This window comes from Bifidobacterium catenulatum subsp. kashiwanohense JCM 15439 = DSM 21854, from assembly GCF_001042615.1.
Lineage (GTDB): Bacteria > Actinomycetota > Actinomycetes > Actinomycetales > Bifidobacteriaceae > Bifidobacterium > Bifidobacterium catenulatum.
In genome coordinates this window covers 908,049-930,451 of the sequence record NZ_AP012327.1, presented here as the reverse complement: position 1 = coordinate 930,451, position 22,403 = coordinate 908,049, and the positions used below count along the sequence as shown (strand labels likewise).

At 55.0% G+C, this 22,403-nt stretch carries 20 protein-coding genes and 1 tRNA gene; 6 read left to right on the top strand and 15 right to left on the bottom strand.

Annotated elements, in window-relative coordinates; all coding sequences use genetic code 11:
• Positions 1 to 13: 13 nt before the first annotated feature.
• The 6 genes from BBKW_RS03975 to BBKW_RS03950 form a co-directional block, all read right to left on the bottom strand.
• Positions 14 to 3,070, bottom strand: coding sequence for a type I restriction endonuclease subunit R (locus BBKW_RS03975; protein ID WP_414635063.1), 3,057 nt, complete (start codon positions 3,068 to 3,070; stop codon positions 14 to 16).
• A 607-nt stretch (positions 3,071 to 3,677) separates the two neighbouring features.
• On the bottom strand, positions 3,678 to 4,016 hold the full coding sequence (locus BBKW_RS03970; protein ID WP_033501739.1) for a 3'-5' exonuclease: 339 nt from the start codon (positions 4,014 to 4,016) through the stop codon (positions 3,678 to 3,680).
• Positions 4,017 to 4,497: 481 nt separating this feature from the next.
• Positions 4,498 to 5,160: an amino acid ABC transporter permease gene (locus tag BBKW_RS03965; RefSeq protein WP_033501738.1), complete on the bottom strand. Its 663-nt coding sequence runs from the start codon at positions 5,158 to 5,160 to the stop codon at positions 4,498 to 4,500.
• 84 nt (positions 5,161 to 5,244) lie between these two features.
• A complete protein-coding gene (locus tag BBKW_RS03960; protein WP_033501737.1) occupies positions 5,245 to 6,072 on the bottom strand; it encodes an amino acid ABC transporter substrate-binding protein in 828 nt (275 codons plus the stop codon).
• A 44-nt stretch (positions 6,073 to 6,116) separates the two neighbouring features.
• Positions 6,117 to 6,893, bottom strand: a complete 777-nt coding sequence (locus BBKW_RS03955; RefSeq protein ID WP_162008475.1) for an amino acid ABC transporter ATP-binding protein — start codon at positions 6,891 to 6,893, stop codon at positions 6,117 to 6,119.
• Between the two features lie 77 nt (positions 6,894 to 6,970).
• Positions 6,971 to 8,182 (bottom strand): trans-sulfuration enzyme family protein, encoded by a 1,212-nt coding sequence (locus BBKW_RS03950; protein ID WP_033501756.1) that lies wholly within the window; start codon positions 8,180 to 8,182, stop codon positions 6,971 to 6,973.
• A gap of 301 nt (positions 8,183 to 8,483) precedes the next feature.
• Here BBKW_RS03950 and BBKW_RS03945 point away from each other — a divergent pair, with 301 nt between their 5' ends.
• The 3 genes from BBKW_RS03945 (at position 8,484) to BBKW_RS03935 (ending at position 9,565) form a co-directional block, all read left to right on the top strand.
• Positions 8,484 to 8,690: a hypothetical protein gene (locus BBKW_RS03945; RefSeq protein ID WP_065434726.1), complete on the top strand. Its 207-nt coding sequence runs from the start codon at positions 8,484 to 8,486 to the stop codon at positions 8,688 to 8,690.
• Positions 8,691 to 8,996: 306 nt separating this feature from the next.
• On the top strand, positions 8,997 to 9,266 hold the full coding sequence (locus BBKW_RS03940) for a type II toxin-antitoxin system RelB/DinJ family antitoxin (RefSeq protein ID WP_033501735.1): 270 nt from the start codon (positions 8,997 to 8,999) through the stop codon (positions 9,264 to 9,266).
• 2 nt (positions 9,267 to 9,268) lie between these two features.
• Positions 9,269 to 9,565: a type II toxin-antitoxin system RelE/ParE family toxin gene (locus tag BBKW_RS03935; protein ID WP_033501734.1), complete on the top strand. Its 297-nt coding sequence runs from the start codon at positions 9,269 to 9,271 to the stop codon at positions 9,563 to 9,565.
• Positions 9,566 to 9,779: 214 nt separating this feature from the next.
• Here BBKW_RS03935 and BBKW_RS03930 read toward each other — a convergent pair.
• The 7 genes from BBKW_RS03930 to BBKW_RS03900 form a co-directional block, all read right to left on the bottom strand.
• Positions 9,780 to 9,853 (bottom strand) — tRNA-Leu (locus BBKW_RS03930).
• 218 nt (positions 9,854 to 10,071) lie between these two features.
• Positions 10,072 to 11,514, bottom strand: coding sequence for a pyruvate kinase (gene pyk, locus BBKW_RS03925; protein WP_033501733.1), 1,443 nt, complete (start codon positions 11,512 to 11,514; stop codon positions 10,072 to 10,074).
• A gap of 172 nt (positions 11,515 to 11,686) precedes the next feature.
• Positions 11,687 to 12,670: a TerC family protein gene (locus tag BBKW_RS03920; RefSeq protein ID WP_033501732.1), complete on the bottom strand. Its 984-nt coding sequence runs from the start codon at positions 12,668 to 12,670 to the stop codon at positions 11,687 to 11,689.
• Between the two features lie 39 nt (positions 12,671 to 12,709).
• The gene (gene uvrB / locus BBKW_RS03915; RefSeq protein ID WP_033501731.1) at positions 12,710 to 14,821 is read right to left on the bottom strand and encodes an excinuclease ABC subunit UvrB; all 2,112 of its coding nucleotides are present in this window, start codon (positions 14,819 to 14,821) and stop codon (positions 12,710 to 12,712) included.
• 2 nt (positions 14,822 to 14,823) lie between these two features.
• Complete coding sequence (coaE, locus tag BBKW_RS03910; protein ID WP_231858529.1) at positions 14,824 to 15,456, bottom strand: dephospho-CoA kinase; 633 nt, start codon at positions 15,454 to 15,456, stop codon at positions 14,824 to 14,826.
• A gap of 121 nt (positions 15,457 to 15,577) precedes the next feature.
• The gene (gene rpsA / locus BBKW_RS03905; RefSeq protein WP_003835223.1) at positions 15,578 to 17,053 is read right to left on the bottom strand and encodes a 30S ribosomal protein S1; all 1,476 of its coding nucleotides are present in this window, start codon (positions 17,051 to 17,053) and stop codon (positions 15,578 to 15,580) included.
• 164 nt (positions 17,054 to 17,217) lie between these two features.
• Positions 17,218 to 18,093: a bifunctional methylenetetrahydrofolate dehydrogenase/methenyltetrahydrofolate cyclohydrolase gene (locus tag BBKW_RS03900; RefSeq protein WP_033501754.1), complete on the bottom strand. Its 876-nt coding sequence runs from the start codon at positions 18,091 to 18,093 to the stop codon at positions 17,218 to 17,220.
• Between the two features lie 140 nt (positions 18,094 to 18,233).
• Here BBKW_RS03900 and BBKW_RS03895 point away from each other — a divergent pair, with 140 nt between their 5' ends.
• From BBKW_RS03895 to BBKW_RS03885, 3 genes are all read left to right on the top strand, one after another.
• Entirely contained in the window at positions 18,234 to 19,301 is a 1,068-nt protein-coding gene (locus BBKW_RS03895) for a metal ABC transporter solute-binding protein, Zn/Mn family (RefSeq protein WP_033501730.1), read from the top strand.
• A 171-nt stretch (positions 19,302 to 19,472) separates the two neighbouring features.
• Positions 19,473 to 20,366 (top strand): ABC transporter ATP-binding protein, encoded by an 894-nt coding sequence (locus BBKW_RS03890; protein WP_048349507.1) that lies wholly within the window; start codon positions 19,473 to 19,475, stop codon positions 20,364 to 20,366.
• A gap of 2 nt (positions 20,367 to 20,368) precedes the next feature.
• Positions 20,369 to 21,205, top strand: coding sequence for a metal ABC transporter permease (locus BBKW_RS03885; RefSeq protein WP_033501728.1), 837 nt, complete (start codon positions 20,369 to 20,371; stop codon positions 21,203 to 21,205).
• Between the two features lie 24 nt (positions 21,206 to 21,229).
• Here the strand turns inward: BBKW_RS03885 and ispF are convergent, their stop codons facing one another.
• Positions 21,230 to 21,715, bottom strand: coding sequence for a 2-C-methyl-D-erythritol 2,4-cyclodiphosphate synthase (gene ispF, locus BBKW_RS03880; protein WP_033501727.1), 486 nt, complete (start codon positions 21,713 to 21,715; stop codon positions 21,230 to 21,232).
• Positions 21,716 to 21,724: 9 nt separating this feature from the next.
• Positions 21,725 to 22,321, bottom strand: a complete 597-nt coding sequence (locus BBKW_RS03875; protein ID WP_033501726.1) for a CarD family transcriptional regulator — start codon at positions 22,319 to 22,321, stop codon at positions 21,725 to 21,727.
• Positions 22,322 to 22,403: the final 82 nt, after the last annotated feature.

The window sequence follows — 22,403 nt, the reverse complement described above, 5'->3', positions numbered from 1 at the left end:
CCTCCTGCTCATCCTATTCGCTGATCTTGGTGTCGGCCCACAGCTCGCACTGTTCCATGACGGTCTTCATGGCGTCCTCGACGCCTTCGGGCGGATACTTGTATTTGCGCAGCAAACGTTTGATGGCACGCCGCATGCCGGCCCTGGCGCTTTCCTTCTTCTGCCAGTCGATCGTGGCGTTGCTCCGCATCGCATCGGTCAGCTCGCGGGCTATCGAGACGAGCTGGTCGTTGTCGTAGAAGTCTTTGACCGCCTGCGGCTGGGTAATTGCGTCGTAGAACGCCATCTCCTCGTCGCTCAAGCCGAGCTTCTGCGCGTCGTCGCGGTCCTTCATGATCTCCTTGGCCATGTTGACGAGCTCTTCGATGACCTGCGCATTAGTGAGCATGCCGTTGAGATACGCATTCAACGTGTTCTGGAGCATCTCGCTGAACTTCTGGGATTTGACCACGCTGGTGCGCCCGTACGCCCGCACCTTCTCCTTGATGAGGCGTTTCAGGCTCTCGATCGCGATGTTCTTCTCCTTCATGCCGGCGACCTCCTGGAGGAACGCCTCATCGAACAGGGAGATCTCCACGCTGTCCTTCTCGAACAGGTTGAGCACGCCGTCCGCATGCACGCTCTGCTGGAGGATCTCGCTCACCTGCTTGTTGAACTCCGTGTACGTCATGCTGCTGCCCCCGCCGGAGCCGCGTCCGGTCAGGCGAAGGACCTGCACGCGCAATACGGATAGATAAGCCGCCTCATGAGCGTCCTCCTCGCTCACCATGCTCTTGCACAAGCTCAGTGCCTGGTTCATGAGCTGGCATTGCTTGAGGAACGATTCCGTGTTTTCGTGCCGTTCCGGATCGAGCAGCCAGTCGGTTCCCTCCGCGATGGCGTCGGCAAGAGCCTCCCTGCTGTTCCGGAAGATGAGTTTGCGGTAGTCGAAGCCATACATGAGACCGCGGCACACGTCGAGCTTTTCGAGGAATTTCGGATAGGCGGTCTCGGCGATGTTCATGTCGCCGTAATTGTGCTGGTCACGGCTGGTATAGTCCTTCATCGCCTGCTTGAGCGCGCCTGCGATGCCGATGTAATCCACGACCAGACCGCCCTCCTTGCCCTTGCACACGCGGTTGACGCGGGCGATGGCCTGCATGAGGTTATGGCCCTTCATCGGCTTGAACACGTACATGGTGGACAGGCTGGGCACGTCGAAGCCGGTGAGCCACATGTCCACGACGATGGCGATCTTGAGGGAATCGGAATCGTCCTTGAACCTGCGTTCCATCTCCTTCTTGTGCGTGGTGCCACCGCACACGTCGAACCATTCCTCCGGATCCTGGTTCGACATGGTCATCACCACGCCGACCTTGTCCTTCCATTCGGGGCGCAGCTCCATGATCCTGTAGTAGATCTTCATCGCGATCGGCCGGCTGTACGCCACGATCAGGGCCTTGCCGGCCAGGATGTCGGCGCGGTTGTTCTCGTAATGGTCCACGATGTCGCGGCACAATGCGTCGATGGTCTCGGGAGTGTCGAAGATGGCGTCGAGGCCGCCGAGGTCATGCTTGGACTTCTCCACGCTCGCCTCGTCAGCCTGGTCCGCGAACTCCTTGTAGACCGCGTCGATACGGCCCAACGCGTTCTCGTCAAGATGGAGCGAGACCACACGGCTTTCGTAGTAGACCGGCTTGGTGGATTCGTCCTCGACGGACTGGGTCATGTCGTACACGTCGATGTAGTCGCCGAAGATCTCGCGGGTGTTGCGGTCATCCGTGGAGATCGGCGTTCCGGTGAAACCGATATAGGACGCGTTCGGCAGCGCCTTGCGCACGACACGGGCCGCGCCGACCGACACATGACCGTCCGCATTGATCCGTTCGGTCAGGCCGTACTGGCCGCGGTGAGCCTCGTCCACCATCACCACAACGTTGCTCCGGTCGCACAACGGCTCGTCGCCGTCCGAGAACTTCTGCATGGTCGTGAAGATGATGCCGTTCGCCTCACGACCCTCAAGCAGTTCCTGAAGATTCCTGCGGCTCTCGGCCTGGACCGCCTTCTGGCGCAGGAACCTGGCGCAGCGGCTGAATTGTCCGAAAAGCTGGTCGTCGAGATCGTTGCGGTCGGTGATGACCACGATGGTCGGGCTTTCAATATAACGCTGCAGCAGATGCGCGAAGAACACCATTGAAAGTGATTTTCCGCTTCCCTGGGTATGCCAGAACACGCCAATCTTGCCATCCCCATTGACGGCCTCATCCGCTCTGACGATGGCTTTCCTCACCGCGAAATACTGGTGGTATGCGGCGATGATCTTCACGACCTTCTCGGAGGAATCGTTGAAGCATACGAAGTTCTGGATGATGTCGAGCAGCCGTTCCTTCGGGAGCATGCCGTCAATCATGGTGCTCCATGTCGCGGCCTTCGTTCCGGAATAGTCGCCGTCAACCGACTTCCAAGCCACGTAACGGTCCTCGTCGGATGTGATCGTGCCGACCCTGGTCTGGGTCATATCGCTCATCACGCAGAACACGTTGGGCACGAACATGCTCGGTATCTGCTTCATGTACTGGCGCAATTGCAGGTACGCGTGTGAAGCGTCCGTCTCCTCGCGTGACGGGGACTTCAGCTCGAACAATACCAGCGGCATGCCGTTCACGAAGATGATGACGTCGGGACGTTTCTCGGAATACTCCACGAACGTCCACTGGTTCACGACATGGAAATCGTTGTTCTCGGGATCGTCGAAATCAAGCAGCCGGACGATGTCATCACGCTCTTCCTTGCCGTCAAAGAAGTGCACTTCGACTCCTGATTGCAGGTAGTCATTGAATATCTCGTTGCGCTGCTCCAAGCTGCCGATCTCGACATTCTGAATCTTCCGAATGGCCTCATCGACGGCTGCTTCCGGCAGATTTCTGTTGATTCGTCGCAACGCATCCGGGAGAATATCAGGAAGGAATACGTCGCGATACGAGTCGTCGGTGCGGCGAACATCGGGCCCGTACAGGTGCTCATATCCGAGTTTCTCCGTTAGATGTTCGACGATCAGATTTTCGTACCATTCCTCGTTCAGTGGATCCATGGACGTGATGTTGTTCAGAGAACACTCCGAAACCGTACGAGATTCGACTTTGGAAACAGTCATTGTTCACCCCACAAACATATGGATTCTCTCGCAAACCATCTTTCGGTTTAGTCTATCAATTAACCTATCGTCTGGATGTAACCAACATGAGTGTCTGCTGTTTTTAGATTACGTCATGCTGTCTTATTTTTGTTCAGTAGAACAAGAAAAACGCCCGCAGCTTAAACGCCGACGGGCATATTATCTCTTCCTCTCATCTACTTCCCAAACTCAAGTCTCACACCTCGATTCTCGTCTGGAAGCCCGCCGCATGATATTTTCGAAAGCAGACCCCCTCAAAAAACGCACCGCACATCCGATTATCGAATTCACCTCTCAACAACCGAGGCTCGTTTATCACAGGCCCTTCATCTATCACCAGTGCACATCTCTGCGCAGTCCTTTAAGAGCTTCGTTTTTTGTTAAAAACTCCGATGGTTCAGCATCTCGTAAACCGTCTTTGTTGTGCCGTTGAGACCCCAAAGCAATATAGCAAGCTTTCTTTGCACGGGTTATTCCGACATAGTGCATGCCAAGAGATTGCTCAATATCTTTTTGTACTCCTTTAATATGGAGGCATGATAAAACGATAGGCTTCAAGACAAAAAACGATGTCAAATTCAAGTCCTTTAGCCTTATGATAAGTAAGCACATTAATCTCATCTGACTGAGCAGGACGAAAACCCCTTCTAAGAATATCCACGTCTTTAACGGTGCTGCAATATGCCTCGATATCTTCATCACATCCCAACCCCGGCCCACATAGGTCAGCTATAGCAAACGCTAAATCTGTTTGGTTTACCAGATCTTCTTCACGAACTCCAAAGAAGTCATCAACAAGAGCAAGTCCCTGATTCCGCTTTGTTGTTTTGACATTCCTCCGGCAGTTCTTTCCATTGTCCATAATTAAAGTTGTTATCCTTAACAACCTTAAGCTTCAAAGGTCTGTTAATGATCTGAGGAGCAAAAGGGATAATAATCTGGCTAAGACACCGCTCATGATGCAGATCTGCTCCTTCGACAGTCCGCGCTTCGAGCGTGGGCGAGCCACCACATCCTCCAACACGGGACGAGACTGCGCGCGTACTTGTCCTCAGAAGATCGCAATTCATTGATGGCTCGTCTGCGCCCCAATGCGCCCATGCCGAACAACTGGCTACGGATCTCCTCGGTGAAACCCATCACCCTCACCTCCAACAACTGTAATCTCAGTGCAACTACAGTTGTGAACATGAAGGCTCATGTCCACTCTGAGTTAACAGAGCCAAAAAAACGATTTGTGTGGCATTCACGACATTATGCGAATGCCACGCGAATCATTTTTTATTGGTTTTGCTTTAAGGAGCACAGGATTTGCCGTTAAGGCGCTGAACTCGATGCCTTTTTCAGAACCGTTTGGCAAGCTGCTTCTCGCACACTCCTTGGAGCCATGTCAATACCGTGCAGAAAGCAAGATATATCACGCCGACCTCGCAATAAAGCACCAGTGGTTCATAGGTGGTGGCGACGATACGCTGCGCGGCCATGAACATCTCGACCACGGTGATGTTCGCGGCCAGTGAAGTGTCTTTCACCAAAGAGATGAACGTATTGAACAATGCAGGGAACGCCGACCGGAAAGCTTGGGGCAGCACGATCAGCCTCATAATGGTCAGATAGCTGAGGTTCGTGGTCAGGCCGGCTTCGACCTGCCCCTTTGGCACCGCGAGAATAGCTCCGCGAAGTGTCTCAGAAGCGTACGCGCCGACATTCAGGGAGAAAGCGATAAGTGCCGAGGGAAACGCCGGCACGACAATGCCCACGGACGGCAGACCAAAGAAAATAACGAACAGTTGTACCAGCAGAGGAGTCCCTCGGAACACCCACACATAGAATTGCGCGATTCGATGCACCATAGGAACCTTGGCTACTCGAACAAGCGCCACGGCGATGGCCAACACCAGACCTATTGCGAACGATATCAGTGTCAGCGGGATGGTTACCGTCAGCCCAGGAATCAGCAATTTCGTGAAGGAACCGATGATGATTCCCAACAGTCTGTCATCCATGATGCGCGATCCTCATATCCGGCCCGCTTTCGTCGGATCCGCACGCATTATGCAAATCCGTTGAGAACAGGCAAACCCATCTTTCTACTGCTTTACCGAAACGTCCTCTCCAAAGTACTTGACAGACAGTTTCTTCAATGTGCCATCCTCCTGCAGCTTCGCGAGGGCATCGTTCAGCGCCTTCACCAAGTCGTCCTCACCCTTGCGGATCGGGAAGGCCGCCGCGGGGCTGATTTCGGACTTTGCCGCGATCTGCACATCCGCGTCCGGCTTCTGCTTGAGATAGTCCAGCACGGCGAGCTTGTCGTTCAACGTGACATCGGCACGACCGGAGGTAATGGCGTCAACCGCCTGCGCGAAGTCATTGACAGAGACGATGTTCGCGCCATTCTCCTGGGCCGTCTGATTCCAGTTGCTGGTCTTGGTCTCCGCCGCATTCTTACCCTTGATGTCGGAGAAGCTCTTGATGTCGTCGTTGCCCTTCTTCGTCACCGCGACGCCCTGCGAGTAGGTGTACAGGTCGGTGAAATCGTACTTCTGCTTGCGTTCATCGTTCGGAGTCACCTGGTCGGCAACCGTATCGAACTTTTTCGCGTCCACACCCGCGAGCAGCGAATCCCAATTCGCTTCCACGAACTTGGCCTTGACACCAAGTTCCTCGGCGACTGCGGTGGCGACCTCCACATCGTAGCCGGTCAGATTATCGTCGGTATCGTGGTACGAGAACGGTGCATACGTGCCTTCCGTGCCGAACACGATCTCACCGTTCTTCTTGACCTGCTCAAGCTCGCTGGTGGCGGAATCATCGGATCCCGCACCGTTCGAGGATCCGCATGAGGCAAATCCAACGACCGAAACGACAGCAAGCGCGGCGGCAGCATATTTCTTCCAGACAGATTTGGTATCAGACATTTTCTTCCTGTTCTTTCTTAACGTTTTGGAGGGTTTGTTGATTATCAATTACTGAATTCAGACGTTGGGGATTTGGAGTGCGTCTGCTGAATTGTCACGAGTTCTTCCGGTTTCCAATCGTCCAGCACGTTGACATCGTGTATCGATGACAGAAAACGTGCGGTTCGTGGCTCGTTTGGATGGCTGAAGATGTGTTCCGGCTTCCCCTGTTCCACGATGTTGCCTCCTTCGAAGAACACGACTTGGTCGGAGGCGTTGCGGGCGAAACGCATTTCGTGGGTGACCATCAGCATGGTCGTTCCGGAATCCGCCAAGGATTTGATAACGGCGAGCACGCCGTCCACCATTTCCGGATCGAGAGCCGATGTCGGCTCATCCAACACCAACAGTTCTGGATCCATGGCGATCGCGCGCGCAATGGCCACGCGTTGCTGCTGACCACCGGACAGTTTGCTCGGATATCGGTCCGCGAATCCGGCCATGCCCACCCGGTCGAGTTCGTCATATGCGATTCGTACGGCTTCTTTCCTGCCTTTTCCCTTGGCGTGGATCAGGCCGATGGTCACATTGTCCAAAACCGTTCTGTTCAAAAACAGATTGTAATTCTGGAACACAAAACCGATTTTCGCGCGGACCGAAGCGATATCCTTTGGCTTGGTGCTGGTGAGGGACACCGGGCCTTCTCCGAAGTCGATGGTGCCAGCGTTGGCGGTCTCAAGAAAGTCAATCGTTCTCAGCAAAGTGGATTTCCCGGATCCGCTTGGACCGATAATCGAGACAACGCTACGTTCCGGAATGTCCAGGTCGACGCCGTCAAGCACTAATTACGATTCGAACGACTTTCGAACTCCACGAATTCGTATCATATTCGCCCCCCCAGTTCATCCAATCGTGACGGTCAGGCCAATGCATCTTCTGTGATCGCATCGTTCCACTTGTCGGAGTGTTTCTCCGAGGCCTTCTCGAACGCCTGGCCCAGATCCTCTTTGAGATCGGCGACATCTTCAATGCCGATGGCGAGACGAATCAACTCATCCGTAATGCCTACCCTCAGCCTCTCCTCACGGGGAAGTTCGAAGTGGGCCATACGGCACGGAAGCTCCGCCAGGCTTTCGACGGCGCCCAGTGAAACCGCAAGGCGGAACAGTCGAAGATTGTCGAGCACATCAACGGGATCGATTCCGTCGACGACCTCAAAGCTCAATACGCCGCCAGCGCCGCGCAACCCCTTGGCCGCCAGGTCCTCGCCATCGGTAAGACCCGGATAATAGACCTTCTTCACCAACGGGTGGGCAAGCAGGTATTTCGCCACATCGGCGGCATTCTCCTGCTGTCGTTCCAAGCGAAGAGCCAATGTTTGGATGCCCTTACGCACGGAATCGCATTCAACGGGCGCGAGGACGCCACCGAGACGGTTCTGGGCGAAGTAGACGCGCTGCCCTATCTGCTCATCCTTCACCACGACCAGACCAGCGATGACGTCGGAATGGCCCGCAAGATACTTCGTGGCGGAATGCAGTACGATATCCGCTCCCAGATCAAGGGGATTCTGCAGATAAGGTGTCACAAATGTGTTGTCCACGATAACGATCGTTCCGTATCGATGGGCGATTTCAGCGATCGCGTGGACGTCGTTCACCTTCAACAGCGGATTCGTGACCGTTTCAAAATACACCGCCTTGGCTGGCTGGATTCCCCGTTTCGGATCTCCTGCCACAGCACGCTCTACATCTTCCAGAACGCGGGTGTCGGCTGACGTGACCTCCAGACCCCAGCGGTTGAAATGCTCGTTCAGCTGCGAATACGAACCGCCATAGACATTGTCTCCGGCAACGATGCGGTCTCCAGGCTGGAAAATGGACAGCACCGCATGGATCGCCGCCAGACCGGAGGCGAAGGCAAATCCCCTAGTACTATGTTCGAGCTGCGCGATCTGCCTTTCGAGGTATTCGCGCGTTGGATTTCCGCTACGTGCGTAATCCCAACGGGGCATGGCATCGACCGACTCAAATGCAAAAGTGGACGATTTATAGATCGGCGGATTCACGGCTCTGGTGTCATTGTCGTTCACCGGTTCACCGTGGACCAGCTGTGTGTTGAATCTTGCCATCATGCACCCCCTCGGGTTGTAGAGTTGTTTCGCGCGCACATCTTTCATACTTTCACGATCATCTACTTAACCCGAAAAGAAAATGCGCCACACGCTTGGACTTATCGACATAATTTATATGACGTTTAAACTGTTATCAGGATAATTTATTAGCTTTTATCAATGGAGCAAGACATCGCTCTTTGGTTTTTCTTTCGTCCTATTTGGCTTCCCATGCACCGCAACACGCACAAATTACCACCCTTTAAAGGTGGAACAATGGGTACACCATTCGAGAGAGACTAGGCGTCATAAAGATGCTGTGGTGCACTCCAAGGGCAAGATCATCCAAGTCATCGAAGACAGCGGCCAAGCCACCCAGTACCGTATTAGCGTGACGCCCACGGATTATGGCGGATGGGATGAGCAGGTCGATGATCTGCCGCACGTCGGACTGGGGGGTCGGACCGTTCTGGCCCTTCAGACCACCGGCGAGGGTGATGACGCCATACAAACTAGTTTGTTTTAGTTTGCATGGCGTTCTTGCGGACGCCAACTCCAAGCCTCACGTCGCTCGCGCAGCAACTTGGTTCACACTTCACGGGAGCCTACGTTGCCCGGTCCGAACCGGTCCATCTTCCATCTCCTCCATGCGCGTTTAGAGTCTCCAGGGCACTCCCGGCGACCCCGATGCTGATGATCGCGTTCAAGTCACGGTCCAGTCCCAATCCGCATCCCGTCAACCGAAAAAACAGGATGCGCAGACTCTCCATACCAAACGTAAGACATTGAGCTATAATCGTCTTACAACAATCAGCAAAAGATGGAGGTCGAGATGACCATGACTTCAGTAACGGTCCGCGTGGACGACGCCACGAAAAAACAGGCTACGGCCATCGTGGAGGATCTTGGACTTGACCTGTCCAGCGTGACCCGCGCGTTCTACCGACAGATCGCCAGGGAGAACCGTATCCCGCTCAGCCTATCGAGGCAATCCATTCCGGCTGAGACCCTTGATGCGCTCGACGAGGTGCGCGAGAAGGCAGGGAAGGTTCCCCCACGCTTCAAAACCGCCGATGAAATGTTCGAATCGCTGGGAATCTGACCGTGCTGCAGATCGAATACACCAAAGCGTTCCAACGGGACATCAAACGACTGAAACGTAAGCATGCCGATTTTTCGGACTTGAAGGAGCTCATTCGGCTTGTCGCCGAGGATACCGACACAGCAAAGGAGACGTTGCGGCGTCGCCACCGCGCACACAGGCTACAGGGTGGCGACTGGGACGGCGTTATCGAATGCCATGTCGGCAACGCCGGCAACTGGCTCGCCATATGGATCAAAGAAGACGGCACCGCCTGGTTCCTGCGAACGGGAACGCATGCCGAAATCCTCGGTAGATGATGACATACGCGTTCCGGCATATCAATCGAACATCAAGAGGCAAAACAACATTGGGTGCGCATCGGTCTTGACAGGCGTGCGGGGACGCAGAGTAACCTACAATCTGGTGGATGGCAAGGTACTGAACTCCCACGTAACGGCACATGCGCCAGATGGGTTTTCAAAGAGAAAGCCGCGGCTAGAAATCTCCAACCACGGCTGTTCATCAATCCGGTGCCCCCGGTGGGACTCGAACCCACACTGTACAGATTTTGAGGCTGTCTCCTCTACCAATTGGGATACAGGGGCTTTCGCACAACTTGATTATGCTAACACAGAAAAGATGATTTTGCAAAGTCCTTGAGCGGTCGGCGTTTCGCACCATGTGCAACACCTTGATCGCAACCTGTCGCAGTCTGCAAATCGGCAACATATCAACATCATCCAAAAACAACGGGAGGGCTTCCATCCAAACGGACGGAAGCCCTCCTATTCGCTAATCAGTCAGTCACTGACCGAAATGCATCTCAGTCGCAAGCACCAACGGTGTGGACGTAGATGGAATCGGTGCGACCCGGCTGGTGCTCGCCCTGGGCGGAGCTCAGCACAACGATCTTGTCACCATCGGTGACCTTGCCGGCATCCTTCAGAATCTTATCGGTGAAGATCATCAGGTCCTTACGGGACTTGTCGTGGTAATCCTCATCGAGCAGGAAGGACTCGGTGCCCCAAGACAGAGCCAGCCAGTGATAGGTGTGCTCGTTGTTGGTGATGCCATAGATCGGGGTGGCCGGGCGTTCGCGGGACACGCGGTGCACGGTGGAACCGGTCTGGGTGTAGGCAACGATGGCCTTGGCGTTCAGCTTGTCAGCCAGATCCACAGCTGCGGAAGACACGGCGCCGGTGGAAGACATATCCAGGTTCTTCAGTTCCGGGATACGGTCGAAACCGTGCTCGGTGGCGAAGGAGGAGATGCGGCTCATGGTGCTCACGGTGACTGCCGGGTACTTGCCGACGGCGGTCTCGTTGGAGGTCATGGTGGCGTCGGCGCCGTCGAGGACGGCGTTGGCGCAGTCAGATGCCTCTGCACGGGTCGGGACCGGAGAATTGACCATGGAGCCAAGGACTTCGGTAGCCACGATGACCGGCTTGGCGTACTGACGAGCCAGCTCGATGCAACGCTTGGTAGCCAGCGGAACCTCTTCCAGCGGGCACTCGACAGCCATATCGCCACGGGCGACCATGATACCGTCGAAGGCCTTGACGATCTCTTCAAGGTTCTCAAGAGCCTGCGGCTTCTCGATCTTGGCGACGACCGGGATGCGACGACCTTCCTCGTCCATGATCTCGTGGGCGCGGTCGATGTCGGTGGCGAAACGCACGAAGGACATGGCGATGATGTCGGCGCCGGTGCGGATAGCCCAACGCAAATCGGCTTCGTCCTTCTCGGTAAGAGCCGGCAGGGACACCGCGACACCCGGCAGGTTGATACCCTTGTGGCTGGAAACCGGTCCGGCCACGACAACCTTGGTGTACACGTTGTTGCCTTCGACCTTGGTGACTTCGAGACGGACCTTGCCGTCATCGATGAGGATCGGATCGCCAGCATGGCAATCACCCGGCAGGCCCTTGAAGGTAGTGGAGGTGATATGCTCATCGCCCTCGATGTCGTCGGTGGTGATGACGAACTCCTGGCCTTCGGTCAGCTGGACCTTGTCTTCACCGTCGGCGTTCTTCTTGAACCAACCGCAACGGATCTTCGGACCCTGCAGATCAACCAAGGCTGCGACGTTGCGGCCGGTGGCCTTGGCGGCGGCGCGGAGGTTGTTGTAGACCTTGAGGTGGTCTTCCGGAGTGCCGTGGGAGCGGTTCAGACGAGCGACGTCCATACCTGCTTCGACAAGGCTGGTGATGCCTTCCAGGGACTCGGTAGCTGGACCGATGGTATCTACGATCTTGGCTTTACGCATGAATGCCTGCCTATTCTTGTTGATATTGATTTGGGATCTGACGACCCTGTTTCCAACCGACTAGTCTACTAGCAAAAAGCGCTCACTTCCACCCTGAAACGAGGCGTGTTGTGAGCGCTCACATTTTTTTGCTAAAAAGAAACCGCATGTTTCCATGCGGTTTCTCAAACCGTCACTTTTCCTTTGCTTCGATGGCACGCATCTTCAGCACGCTGGCCAATGCGGCACCACCAATCGCCACAACGATCACCGCCAAAGACAGCCATGTAGGCACTTCAGGCACCCAAGCGATCGGTTGACCGCCATTGATGAACGGCAACGAATTGCCGTGCAATGCCTCCATAATGAGCTTGACGCCAATGAAGCCCAGCACCACGGAAAGTCCAAGCGGCAGATACACCAGCTTGTCGAGCAGCTCGCCAAGCAGGAAGTACAGCTGCTGCAAACCGAGCAACGCGAACACATTGGATGTGAACACAATGAACGGATCCTTCGTCAAACCGAAAATCGCAGGAATGGAATCAAAGGCAAACATCACATCGGTGGTGCCGATGGTCAGAAAGACGATCAGCATCGGAGTCCAATACTTGGCACCATTTTTGACGGTACGCAACTTTTCTCCGTCATACTCATCGGTGATCTTGATGACCTTGCGCAATGCGCGAATCAAGCCATTCTCATGATATTCCTCATCTTCATCTCCCCCAGTGACCAACTTGATGGCGGTGACGATAAGAAATGCGCCGAACAGGAAGAACACCCAGGTGAAGCGGGAGATAATGGCCGCGCCGATGAGGATGAACACGCCGCGCAACACCAATGCGATGGTGATACCGATGGACAGCACGAATTTCTGCAGCTGTTTTGGCACCGCAAAATTCGACATAATAATGACGAAGACGAATAGATTGTCAATACTCAGCGAATATTCCGTAAGCCAGCCCGAATAAAATTCGATGGCCGGTTTCAATCCCGCAAAGAACCACATAAGTCCGCCGAAGATCAACGCCATGACCACAAAGAACGCGATATGCTGCACGCATTCCTTGGTGGAGGGCACATGGGGCTTACGTCCGATGATGAACAAGTCGACCACGAAGAAGACGGCAAGCACCGCGAACGTGGCGATTTCAAAAACAAGTGGTGTTTCAGCCATAATCCACTATGGTACGGATGCCGTATGACCAGTCGAGAACTATTTGCTCGCCTCCGTCATCTGCCGAAGTTCCTTTTTCAGGTCACGGATCTCGTCGCGCAGACGAGCTGCAAGCTCGAATTGCAGTTGTTCGGCGGCGGTATGCATCTGCTCGGACAGTTGCCGAATGAGATCAGCTAGATCCTGCGCGGGCAGTCCGGCCTTGAGAATCTCCTCATGCCGTCTGTCGGATTCCTCCTTGCTGGTGGCAGGCACGCCAAGATGAGAATTGCCGGCTTTGTCCGCGTTGCGGTATCCGGTACCGAGCAATGTCTGGGTGTCGACGTCCTCTTTGGCAAGCATGTCGTTGACATCGGAGATCTTCTTGATGAGCGGCTTCGGATCGATGCCGTGTTCCTTGTTGTAGGCGATCTGGATATCACGGCGGCGATTGGTTTCGTCGATGGCCTTGTGCATGGCTTCGGTGATGTCGTCCGCATACATGATGACGGTGCCGGACACGTTTCGCGCGGCACGTCCGATGGTCTGGATGAGCGAACGATAGGAACGCAGGAAACCTTCCTTGTCCGCGTCAAGAATGGCGACCAATGACACTTCCGGCAAATCGAGACCTTCACGCAGCAGGTTGATGCCGACGATGACGTCGATTTTGCCTTCGCGCAGTTCGCGCAGTAATTCGACACGTCGCAGGGTGTCCACATCGGAATGCAGGTATTCGACTTTAATGCCACGCTCCAGAAGATAATCCGTCAGATCCTCAGCCATCTTCTTGGTGAGCGTGGTGACGAGCACACGCTCGTTTCTGTTTACACGGTCCTTGATCTCCGCAAGCAGATCATCGATCTGCCCGTCAACCGGACGCACGTCAATCTGCGGGTCGACAAGACCGGTCGGACGAATGATTTGTTCGACGACTCCATCGCTCAGACCAAGTTCGTAGTCGCCCGGCGTCGCCGACAGATATACCGTCTGGCCAACGCGTTCCTGGAATTCCGGCCATTTGAGCGGTCGATTGTCCATCGCTGAAGGCAGACGAAAGCCATGTTCGACCAACGTGCGTTTGCGACTGGCATCGCCTTCGTACATGGCTCCGATCTGCGGCACGGTAACATGCGACTCGTCAATGACGAGTAGGAAATCGTCAGGGAAGAAATCCAATAACGTATGCGGCGGCGTGCCCGGCTCACGGCCATCGAAATGCCTTGAGTAGTTTTCCACTCCGGAGCAGACGCCAACTTGGGAGAGCATCTCCAAATCGTACGTGGTGCGCATAGTAAGACGTTGTGCCTCAAGTTCCTTGCCTTGTTTGCGCAGTTCGGCGGTACGTTGATCAAGTTCCTGCTGAATGGTAGACAACGCTCGCTCCATACGTTGCGGCCCCGCCACATAGTGCGATGCGGGGAAAATATGGACCTGCGGCTCGTGGGCAATCACATCGCCGGTCAGCGGATGCAGGGTTGAAATACGGTCGATTTCATCACCGAAGAATTCGATACGGATGGCCAGTTCCTCATATACGGGAATGATTTCGACAGTATCGCCGCGCACACGGAAAGTACCTCGGGTGAAGGCGATATCGTTGCGCTTGTACTGCATGGAGACGAAAGTGCGCAGCAAGTCGTCACGGTCGATCTGCTGGCCTTCCTCGAGAAACAGCATACGCCCGGCGTATTCTTCCGGCGTACCAAGGCCGTAAATACAGGAAACCGTTGCCACGACCACGCAATCACGACGCGTCAGCAAGTTCGCCGTGGCCGCATGGCGAAGCCGTTCCACGTCGTCATTGATGTTGGAATCCTTTTCGATATACGTATCGGTTTGCGGAATATAGGCTTCCGGCTGGTAGTAGTCGTAATACGAAACGAAATAGCTCACCGCATTGTCTGGCATGAGTTCACGGAACTCGGCGCACAGCTGCGCTGCCAACGTTTTATTCGGTTCGATGATCAACGTCGGGCGTTGCAGACGTTCAATAAGCCATGCTGTGGTGGCGGTTTTGCCAGTTCCGGTGGCACCCATGAGCACCACATCGTTCTCACCGTTTTCAATGCGTTCCGCAAGCTCTTCAATCGCCTTGGGCTGGTCGCCGCTCGGCTTATATGGCGATTTGACCATAAACGGCTTGTTCGTGCGTTCAATATTGAATCCCATGCCTACCTCGCTTCCGTGCGCCATTGTTTCATTAGCATATCAATATGCTCGAACATTTGTTCCAATGGCTGTGTGGAATCGATGACCTCATCGGCAATGGCAAGACGCTGTTCCACGCTGGATTGATGGTTCACACGATTCCATGCCTGGCTTTCGCTCATGCCTCGCGTTGTCATCATTCTGCTGACCCTCACCTGTTCAGGCGCTTCGACAGTTACGATATGGTCGAATTCAAAAGGAATGCTGTCAATTACTTCGGCGAGTAACGGTATGTCATGCACCACTACTGCTTGGCAATCAGCTTCAACAGCCTCATGTTCGAGTTGCACTGCAAGTTCATAAATCAGTGGATGCTCGATTCTGTCCAGTATCTTACGTTTTCGTTCCGCATCAGCGCCGGAAAACACATGCTCTGCCATCCACGCTCGATTGAGCTCGCCTCGATCGGTCAAAGCATCGGAGCCGAAACATTCCGCTATACGCTGAAGACCAATGCTGCCTGGTTCCACCACTCGACGCGCAAGCAGATCATAATCGACAAGTACTGCACCAAGCTCACGCAGCTTTGCAGATACCGTGCTTTTGCCAGCCGCTATGCCGCCGGTCAATCCTATTCGAATCACCACAACCGCCATTGTAATGCGCTTCGCATGCACGCTTGCCATACACATACGAAAAGACCCCGAACCTGAATCAGGAACGGGGTCTTTTCTAAGATCTAGCCTGAGCCGGATTGAATCCTAGCTCAGGATACAATCACTTGCCGAGCAGCTGGTCGCGCAGAGCGGCAAGCTGGTCGGAGTCGGCGAGGGTGCCGGCGGAAGTGTTCTCGGAGGAGTAGTTGGAAGATACCTCTTCGACCTTCTCTTCCTTCGGAGCCTGACCATCTTCAGCGGCGGAAGCTTCAGCGTTCTCGAGCTCCTTGGCCACAAATTCCTTGTGCTGCTCCCACAGATCGTGAGCGGCGGCGTACTGGGACTCCCACTCCTCACGCTGCTTCTCGTAACCAGCGATCCACTCGTTGGTTGCCGGGTCGAAGCCTTCCGGATACTTGTAGTTGCCCTGCTCGTCGTACTCTGCCGGCATGCCGTACAGAGCCGGATCGAAGTCCTCGGAAGCCGGATCGACGGAATCGTTGGCCTGCTTGAGGGACAGGGAGATGCGGCGACGATCGAGATCAACGTCGATTACCTTGACGAACACTTCTTCGCCCGGCTTGACGACGGTCTCCGGGTTCTCCACGTGGCGGTTGGCCAGCTCGGAGATGTGCACGAGGCCTTCGATTCCGTCTTCGACGGAGATGAAGACACCGAACTGAACGATCTTGGTGACCTTGCCCTTGACAATCTGGCCAGGAACGTGGGTGCGAGCAAAACGCTGCCACGGATCTTCCTGGGTGGCCTTGAGGGACAGGGAGATGCGCTCACGATCGAGATCAACGTCGAGCACCTCGACGGTGACCTTGTCGCCGACCTTGACAACCTCAGACGGGTGGTCGATGTGCTTCCAAGACAGCTCGGAAACGTGGATCAGGCCGTCAACACCGCCCAGATCAACGAATGCGCCGAAATTGACGATGGAGGACACGACGCCTTCGCGAATCTGGCCCTTCTTGAGCTGGGACAGGAAGGTCTCGCGAACTTCGGACTGGGTCTCTTCGAGGTACTGGCGACGGGAGAGCACCACATTGTTGCGGTTCTTGTCGAGCTCGAGGATCTTGGCCTTGATGGTCTGGCCGATGTACGGGGACAGGTCGCGGACGCGACGCATTTCGACCAGGGATGCCGGCAGGAAGCCACGCAGACCGATGTCGACGATGAGACCACCCTTGACAGCTTCGATAACGGTGCCTTCGACAACGCCATCGGCTTCTTTGATCTTCTCGATGTCGCCCCAAGCACGCTCGTACTGCGCACGCTTCTTGGACAGAATCAGACGGCCTTCCTTGTCTTCCTTAGTGACGACAAGAGCCTCAATGGTGTCGCCGACCTCGACGACTTCGTCCGGATCAACGTCCTTCTTGATGGAAAGCTCGCGGGAGGGAATGACACCCTCAGTCTTGTAGCCGATGTCGAGCAGGACCTCGTCATGATCGACCTTGACGACGGTACCTTCGACCAGATCACCATCACCGAAGTTCTTGATGGTGGAATCGACTGCCTTGATGAAGTCCTCTTCGGTGCCGATGTCGTTGATGGCGACCTTGGCGACTTCGTTATTGTTCTCTGCCATTAATTTGGTTTCTTACAAATAGTGGGTGGATAAAATCGGTCTTCAATTATGTGCATGCAACGTAACACATGCAAGGCGTAAGTTTACATGGGACCATGCACAAAAAAGACGTGTCACAACACGCGACACGCCCGAAATCATCTCACATCGTGTATAAAGCGCAATTACAGCTGACGCTCGGCCATCTCGACCACATTCTCCAACAACATGGCACGGGTCATAGGGCCGACACCACCCGGGTTCGGTGTATATGCCGAAACCTTCTCGTAGCAGGCTTTGTCAACATCGCCTTTCACACGATAGCGGCCAGCCTCCTCGTCAAACACACGGGAAACGCCGACATCGACCAGCACCGCGCCTTCCTTGACGTCTTCCGGCTTGACAAAGCCCGCGGAACCCATGGCCGCAATAATGACGTCGGCCTCGCGCATATGCTTGCGCACATCCTTGGTGCCTGTGTGGCACAGCGTGACCGTGGCGTTCACCGCCTTGCGCGTCAGCAAAAGACCAACCGTACGCCCGATGGTGATGCCTCGACCGAGCACGCAGACCTCTTTGCCGTCCAAGTCGATGTCATAGGCATTCAGTAGTTCGATCACGCCTCGCGGAGTACACGGCAGCGGCGTGGCGATGTCACCTCGCGCATGCAGCACAAGTTCGCCAAGATTGTACGGATGCATACCATCCGCATCCTTCTTGGGGTCGATCAGATCAATGATGGCGTTTTCGTCAATACCTTTCGGCAAAGGCAGCTGCACGATATAGCCCGTGCAGGCAGGGTCAGCGTTAAGTTCCTGCACGGCTTCAGCAATCTGTTCGAACGTTGCGTCGGCGGGCAACTCCTTCCGAATGGAGTTCACGCCGATTTCAGCGCAATCGGTGTGTTTTCCAGCAACATATTTGACGGAGCCGGGATCGGAACCAACCAAAATGGTGCCAAGGCCGGGGTTAATCCCCCGCTCTTTCAACGACGCGACGCGCTCGGCGAGATTCGCTTTCACCTGCGCGGACACCATCTTTCCATCGATTTTCACTGCCATGCCGGCCACTCCCCTCTTTACTGGATTGCTGTTGTATTGGCATTTGCATGTATCGTAGGCTATCTTGGTTTCAGTCGTAAGTCGCACACGTATTTATGAGATGAACACGATTAAGGCGGTTCAGGAAGAGGGCAACCGATATGCGCTTGCACAAACGTTCTTCGTTACGCGCTTTTGCCGCAGGACTCGCGCTTTGCATGACGTTCGGCACGACAGCATGCTCCGGAGAATCCTCTTCGCAGAACGATGATGCTTCCGCCGATTCCGGTGCCCAGACCGAACAGATCACGCCGATCGAGGTGGTCGCCTCGGTCAACCAGTGGGGATCTCTCGCCGAGCAGATAGGCGGCGTTCACGTGAAAGTCACGTCGATTCTGTCTTCGACCGATGTTGACGCGCATGATTTCGAGCCAAAGACCGACGACATCGGCAAGCTTCAACAGGCGCAGGTCGCGGTGTCCAATGGCGCGGGCTACGATGCTTGGGCCGTCAGGAATCTCAACAAAGACACCGTTTCCGTTTCCGCGGCACAGATGGTCGGTGCCATCGAGGGCGACAATCCGCATCTGTGGTTCTCCAGCGACGCCCGTAACGCTATGGCCAAGGAATTGGCCGACACGTACAGCCGCATCATGCCCACGCAAAAGAAGTATTTCAGTAACAAACTCACCGCATGGAACAGACGAGAAAAGAAAATAGAGAAGGACATGAAGGCGTTCAGCGACACACATAAGAACTCCTCCTATGCCGCCACCGAACCCGTCGCCTACTATCTGCTCAGCGACATGGGGTTCACCGACAACACGCCGGAGGGATACCTGCAATCGACAGGCACAGGCTCTGAACCAACCCCTGACGATCTTCAGGAATTCCAGGAATTGCTGGAAAAACATAAGGTCGACGTGCTTATCAACGACACGCAATCCGCAAGCGACGCCACGAACACGCTGACCGGCACCGCTTACAGATCTGATGTTCCCGTACTTGACATCAGCGAACAGATGCCTTCCGACTGCAAAAGCCTGACATCGTGGATCAGATCACTCATCCTCTCGCTGAACGACATGTTCGCCGAGCAATCCAACGCCGACTCGGGAAGTACGGATTCGACGGATCCTGCGAATTCCTCCGCTGCCGACGATTCGCAAACGGCGAATGAATCGAATGATGAATCAAACGACGCCCCGCAGCCAAATCCGAGAAAATAACCCTTCAACATCATCTTCAAAGACCGTTTCACCGTTCGATCGAACATGAGACGGTCTTTTTTCTTGCTTATGAAGGTTTCTGACATCGTCTTGGGATTTCTTCAACGAGTCGCTTTGGATGCTGGCCTGCATCTCCCTTATTGAGAATGATTGTCAACACCATTTGCGAGTATGTACGTACATTCAAACCAAGGAGAAGCCATGCACGACGAGACACATGCCTGCATCGAATTCGATGACGCCTGCGTCAAGCGAGGCGATCGCGTCATCTGGCAACATGGCACGTTCAGCATTCCGCAAGGCTCGGTAACCGCAATCGTCGGCACCAACGGCGCCGGCAAGACCACGATGATGAAGGCCGAGCTGGGACTGATCCCGACCGCGCACGGCAGCATCAAGGTGCTCGGCCAGCCTGCAGGTTCCGCGAACAGCCGCATCGGCTATGTGCCGCAAAGCTACGCTTCCGACATCGAATCGAACATCACCGCGGAACAGTCAGTGCTCCTCGGCCTGACGGGCACCAAATTCGGCATCCATCCCGTCACCAAAGCACTTCGAGACAAGGCCCGCAAGGCCATGGACTTCGTCGGCCTGCGAGACAAAGCGAACTACCGCCTGTCCGAGCTTTCGGGCGGACTGCGCCAAAGGGTCGCCATCGCGCAGGCGCTCGTGGATGATCCAAAACTGCTGATGCTCGACGAACCCCTCGCCAATCTTGATTTGGCAAGCCAACGCGCCACCGTGCATGTGCTCGCCAAACTCAACCGCGAGCTCGGCATGACCATTCAGGTGGTGGCGCACGATCTCAACATGTTGCTGCCGATCCTTACCGGAGCCGTCTATCTGCTTGACGGGCATCCGCACTATGCAGGCATGAATGAGGTGCTGGATTCCCATCTACTCACGCATTTGTATGGCACGACCGTACAGGTGGTCACCACTCCGCAGGGAGATATGTTCGTGACGCCAAGCGAGGACGAGCCTGAAAACATGAGCATCGATGCGCATGCTCCAGAAGAAATCGCGCAATTTCACCATCACAGCCACACCACGCAGGAGGACTGAGCATGGACGGCACCATATTCGCTTTCGACCCGGATTGGGTTTCCACGCTCAACGCCCCATTCATGACGAACGCGTTTCTTGCCGGCCTGTGCATCGCATTGGCGGCCGGCGTGATGGGTTATTTCACCATCGCCAGACATTCCACGTTCGCAGCCCACGCCTTAGCGCATATCGGACTGCCAGGCGCCACCGGAGCCGTATTGCTCGGCCTGCCTGTTTCCGCAGGTCTTGGCGTGTTCGCTCTCGGCGGAGCACTGGTGATCGGTGCGCTCGGCAAGAAGGCTTCACAACGTGAGATCGCCACTGGAACCGTGCTCGCCTTCGCCACCGGCCTTGGCTTGTTTTTCGCACGTATGTCAAGTTCGGCCTCACAACAGATGCAGTCGATTTTGTTCGGATCGATTCTGACGATTACCGACGGTCAGATCATTGGCTTTGCGATTTTCGATGTGCTGCTGTTGGCGGTTCTGGCCGTTATTTATCGTCCATTGTTATTTAGTTCGCTCGATGAGCAGGTAGCGCAGGCAAAAGGCGTGCCCGTCGGTTTTATGAATATCTGTTTTATGGCGATTATGGCCGGCGTCATCACAATTGCAGTTCCAGCAGTTGGCACATTGTTGATTTTCGCATTGGTGATCACTCCCGCCGCCACCGCCAACATCATTGCCCGCTCACCATTCAAGGCGATGGTCGTCGCCACGGTAATCTGCCTGATTTCGATTTGGGGAGGACTGGTGCTTTCCACCATGTTCCCAGCTCCCCCAAGCTTCATTATTGTAACGATTTCAACGCTGTTCTGGACGATTGCGAAAGCGGTTGAGTCCTTCAAAAGGAAATAACGAAACAGCCGTAAGGAAAAGAACTCAGGCTTCCTGACGTACCGGCTCGACCAAAGCATTGGCGATTGCGGCGACGCCTTCGCCGGAACCGGTGAATCCCATACCATCCGTAGTGGTGGCGGTTAACGACACGTCACAGCCCACAGCCTCGGACAACGCCCGCTCGGCCTCTTCCCTACGTTTACCGATTTTCGGCCGATTGGCGATCACGACCACACTGGCGCTCGACGGCCTCATGCCATGTTCGTTCAGATAGTCGACCGTAGTCCGCAGCATCTCGACACCATGTTTGCCGGCGCCGTCGGACTGCGAGCCGACACCGAACAAAGTGCCGATATCGCCAAGACGCGCTGCAGAAAGCAATGCGTCAATCAACGCATGTGCCACGACGTCGCCATCCGAATCACCCTCGATACCATCGCCATCCCAACGCAAACAGGCAAGCCACAACGGCTTGCCTGCATCACGGGATGCGAATCGATGAGCGTCAAAACCCTGACCGATACGCATGAAAACGCCTTACTTCTTCTTAGACTTCTTACCTTCGGCTTCGACTCGAGCCAACGTATCCGTAGCGGCTTCCTCAGGAGCCTCGGTATGATGTTTCTCATCGCCAGGCTGAGCAGGCTCATATCCGAGGTTCACATCCAGCAGACGCTGGGCTTCGGCTTCATCGAGTTTTTCAGACAGGGAAATCTCCGAGGTCAGAATGCTGCGGGCCTTGGTAAGCATACGCTTCTCACCTGCGGACAGACCATGCTCGTCGACATCACGCTGAGCGAGATCGCGCACCACTTCGGCGATCTTATTGACGTCGCCAGTGGCGATCTTCTCGACGTTCAGCTTATAGCGACGAGACCAGTTCATCTCCTTCTCAATGATTGGAGTACGCAAAATCTCGAATACTTTGGCTACTTCGTTGGCGTCGACGATGTCTCGCACGCCAACTTTCTTAGCATTGTCGACCGGAACGTTGATGACCAGACCGTCAGACGAAAGCACCGACAGCTGCAGATATTCGCGGGTGATTCCCTTGACTGTCCGTTCGGTGATGGCCTCCACCTTCGCAGCGCCGTGACGTGGATAGACGACCATGTCGCCGACCTTGTAACCCATGAATCCTCCGTGAAAAGCTTACACAAAACCCGAATTATTGTGCCATCAGGGGTGGACTTGACCAAAAACGCTTGAAAAAACG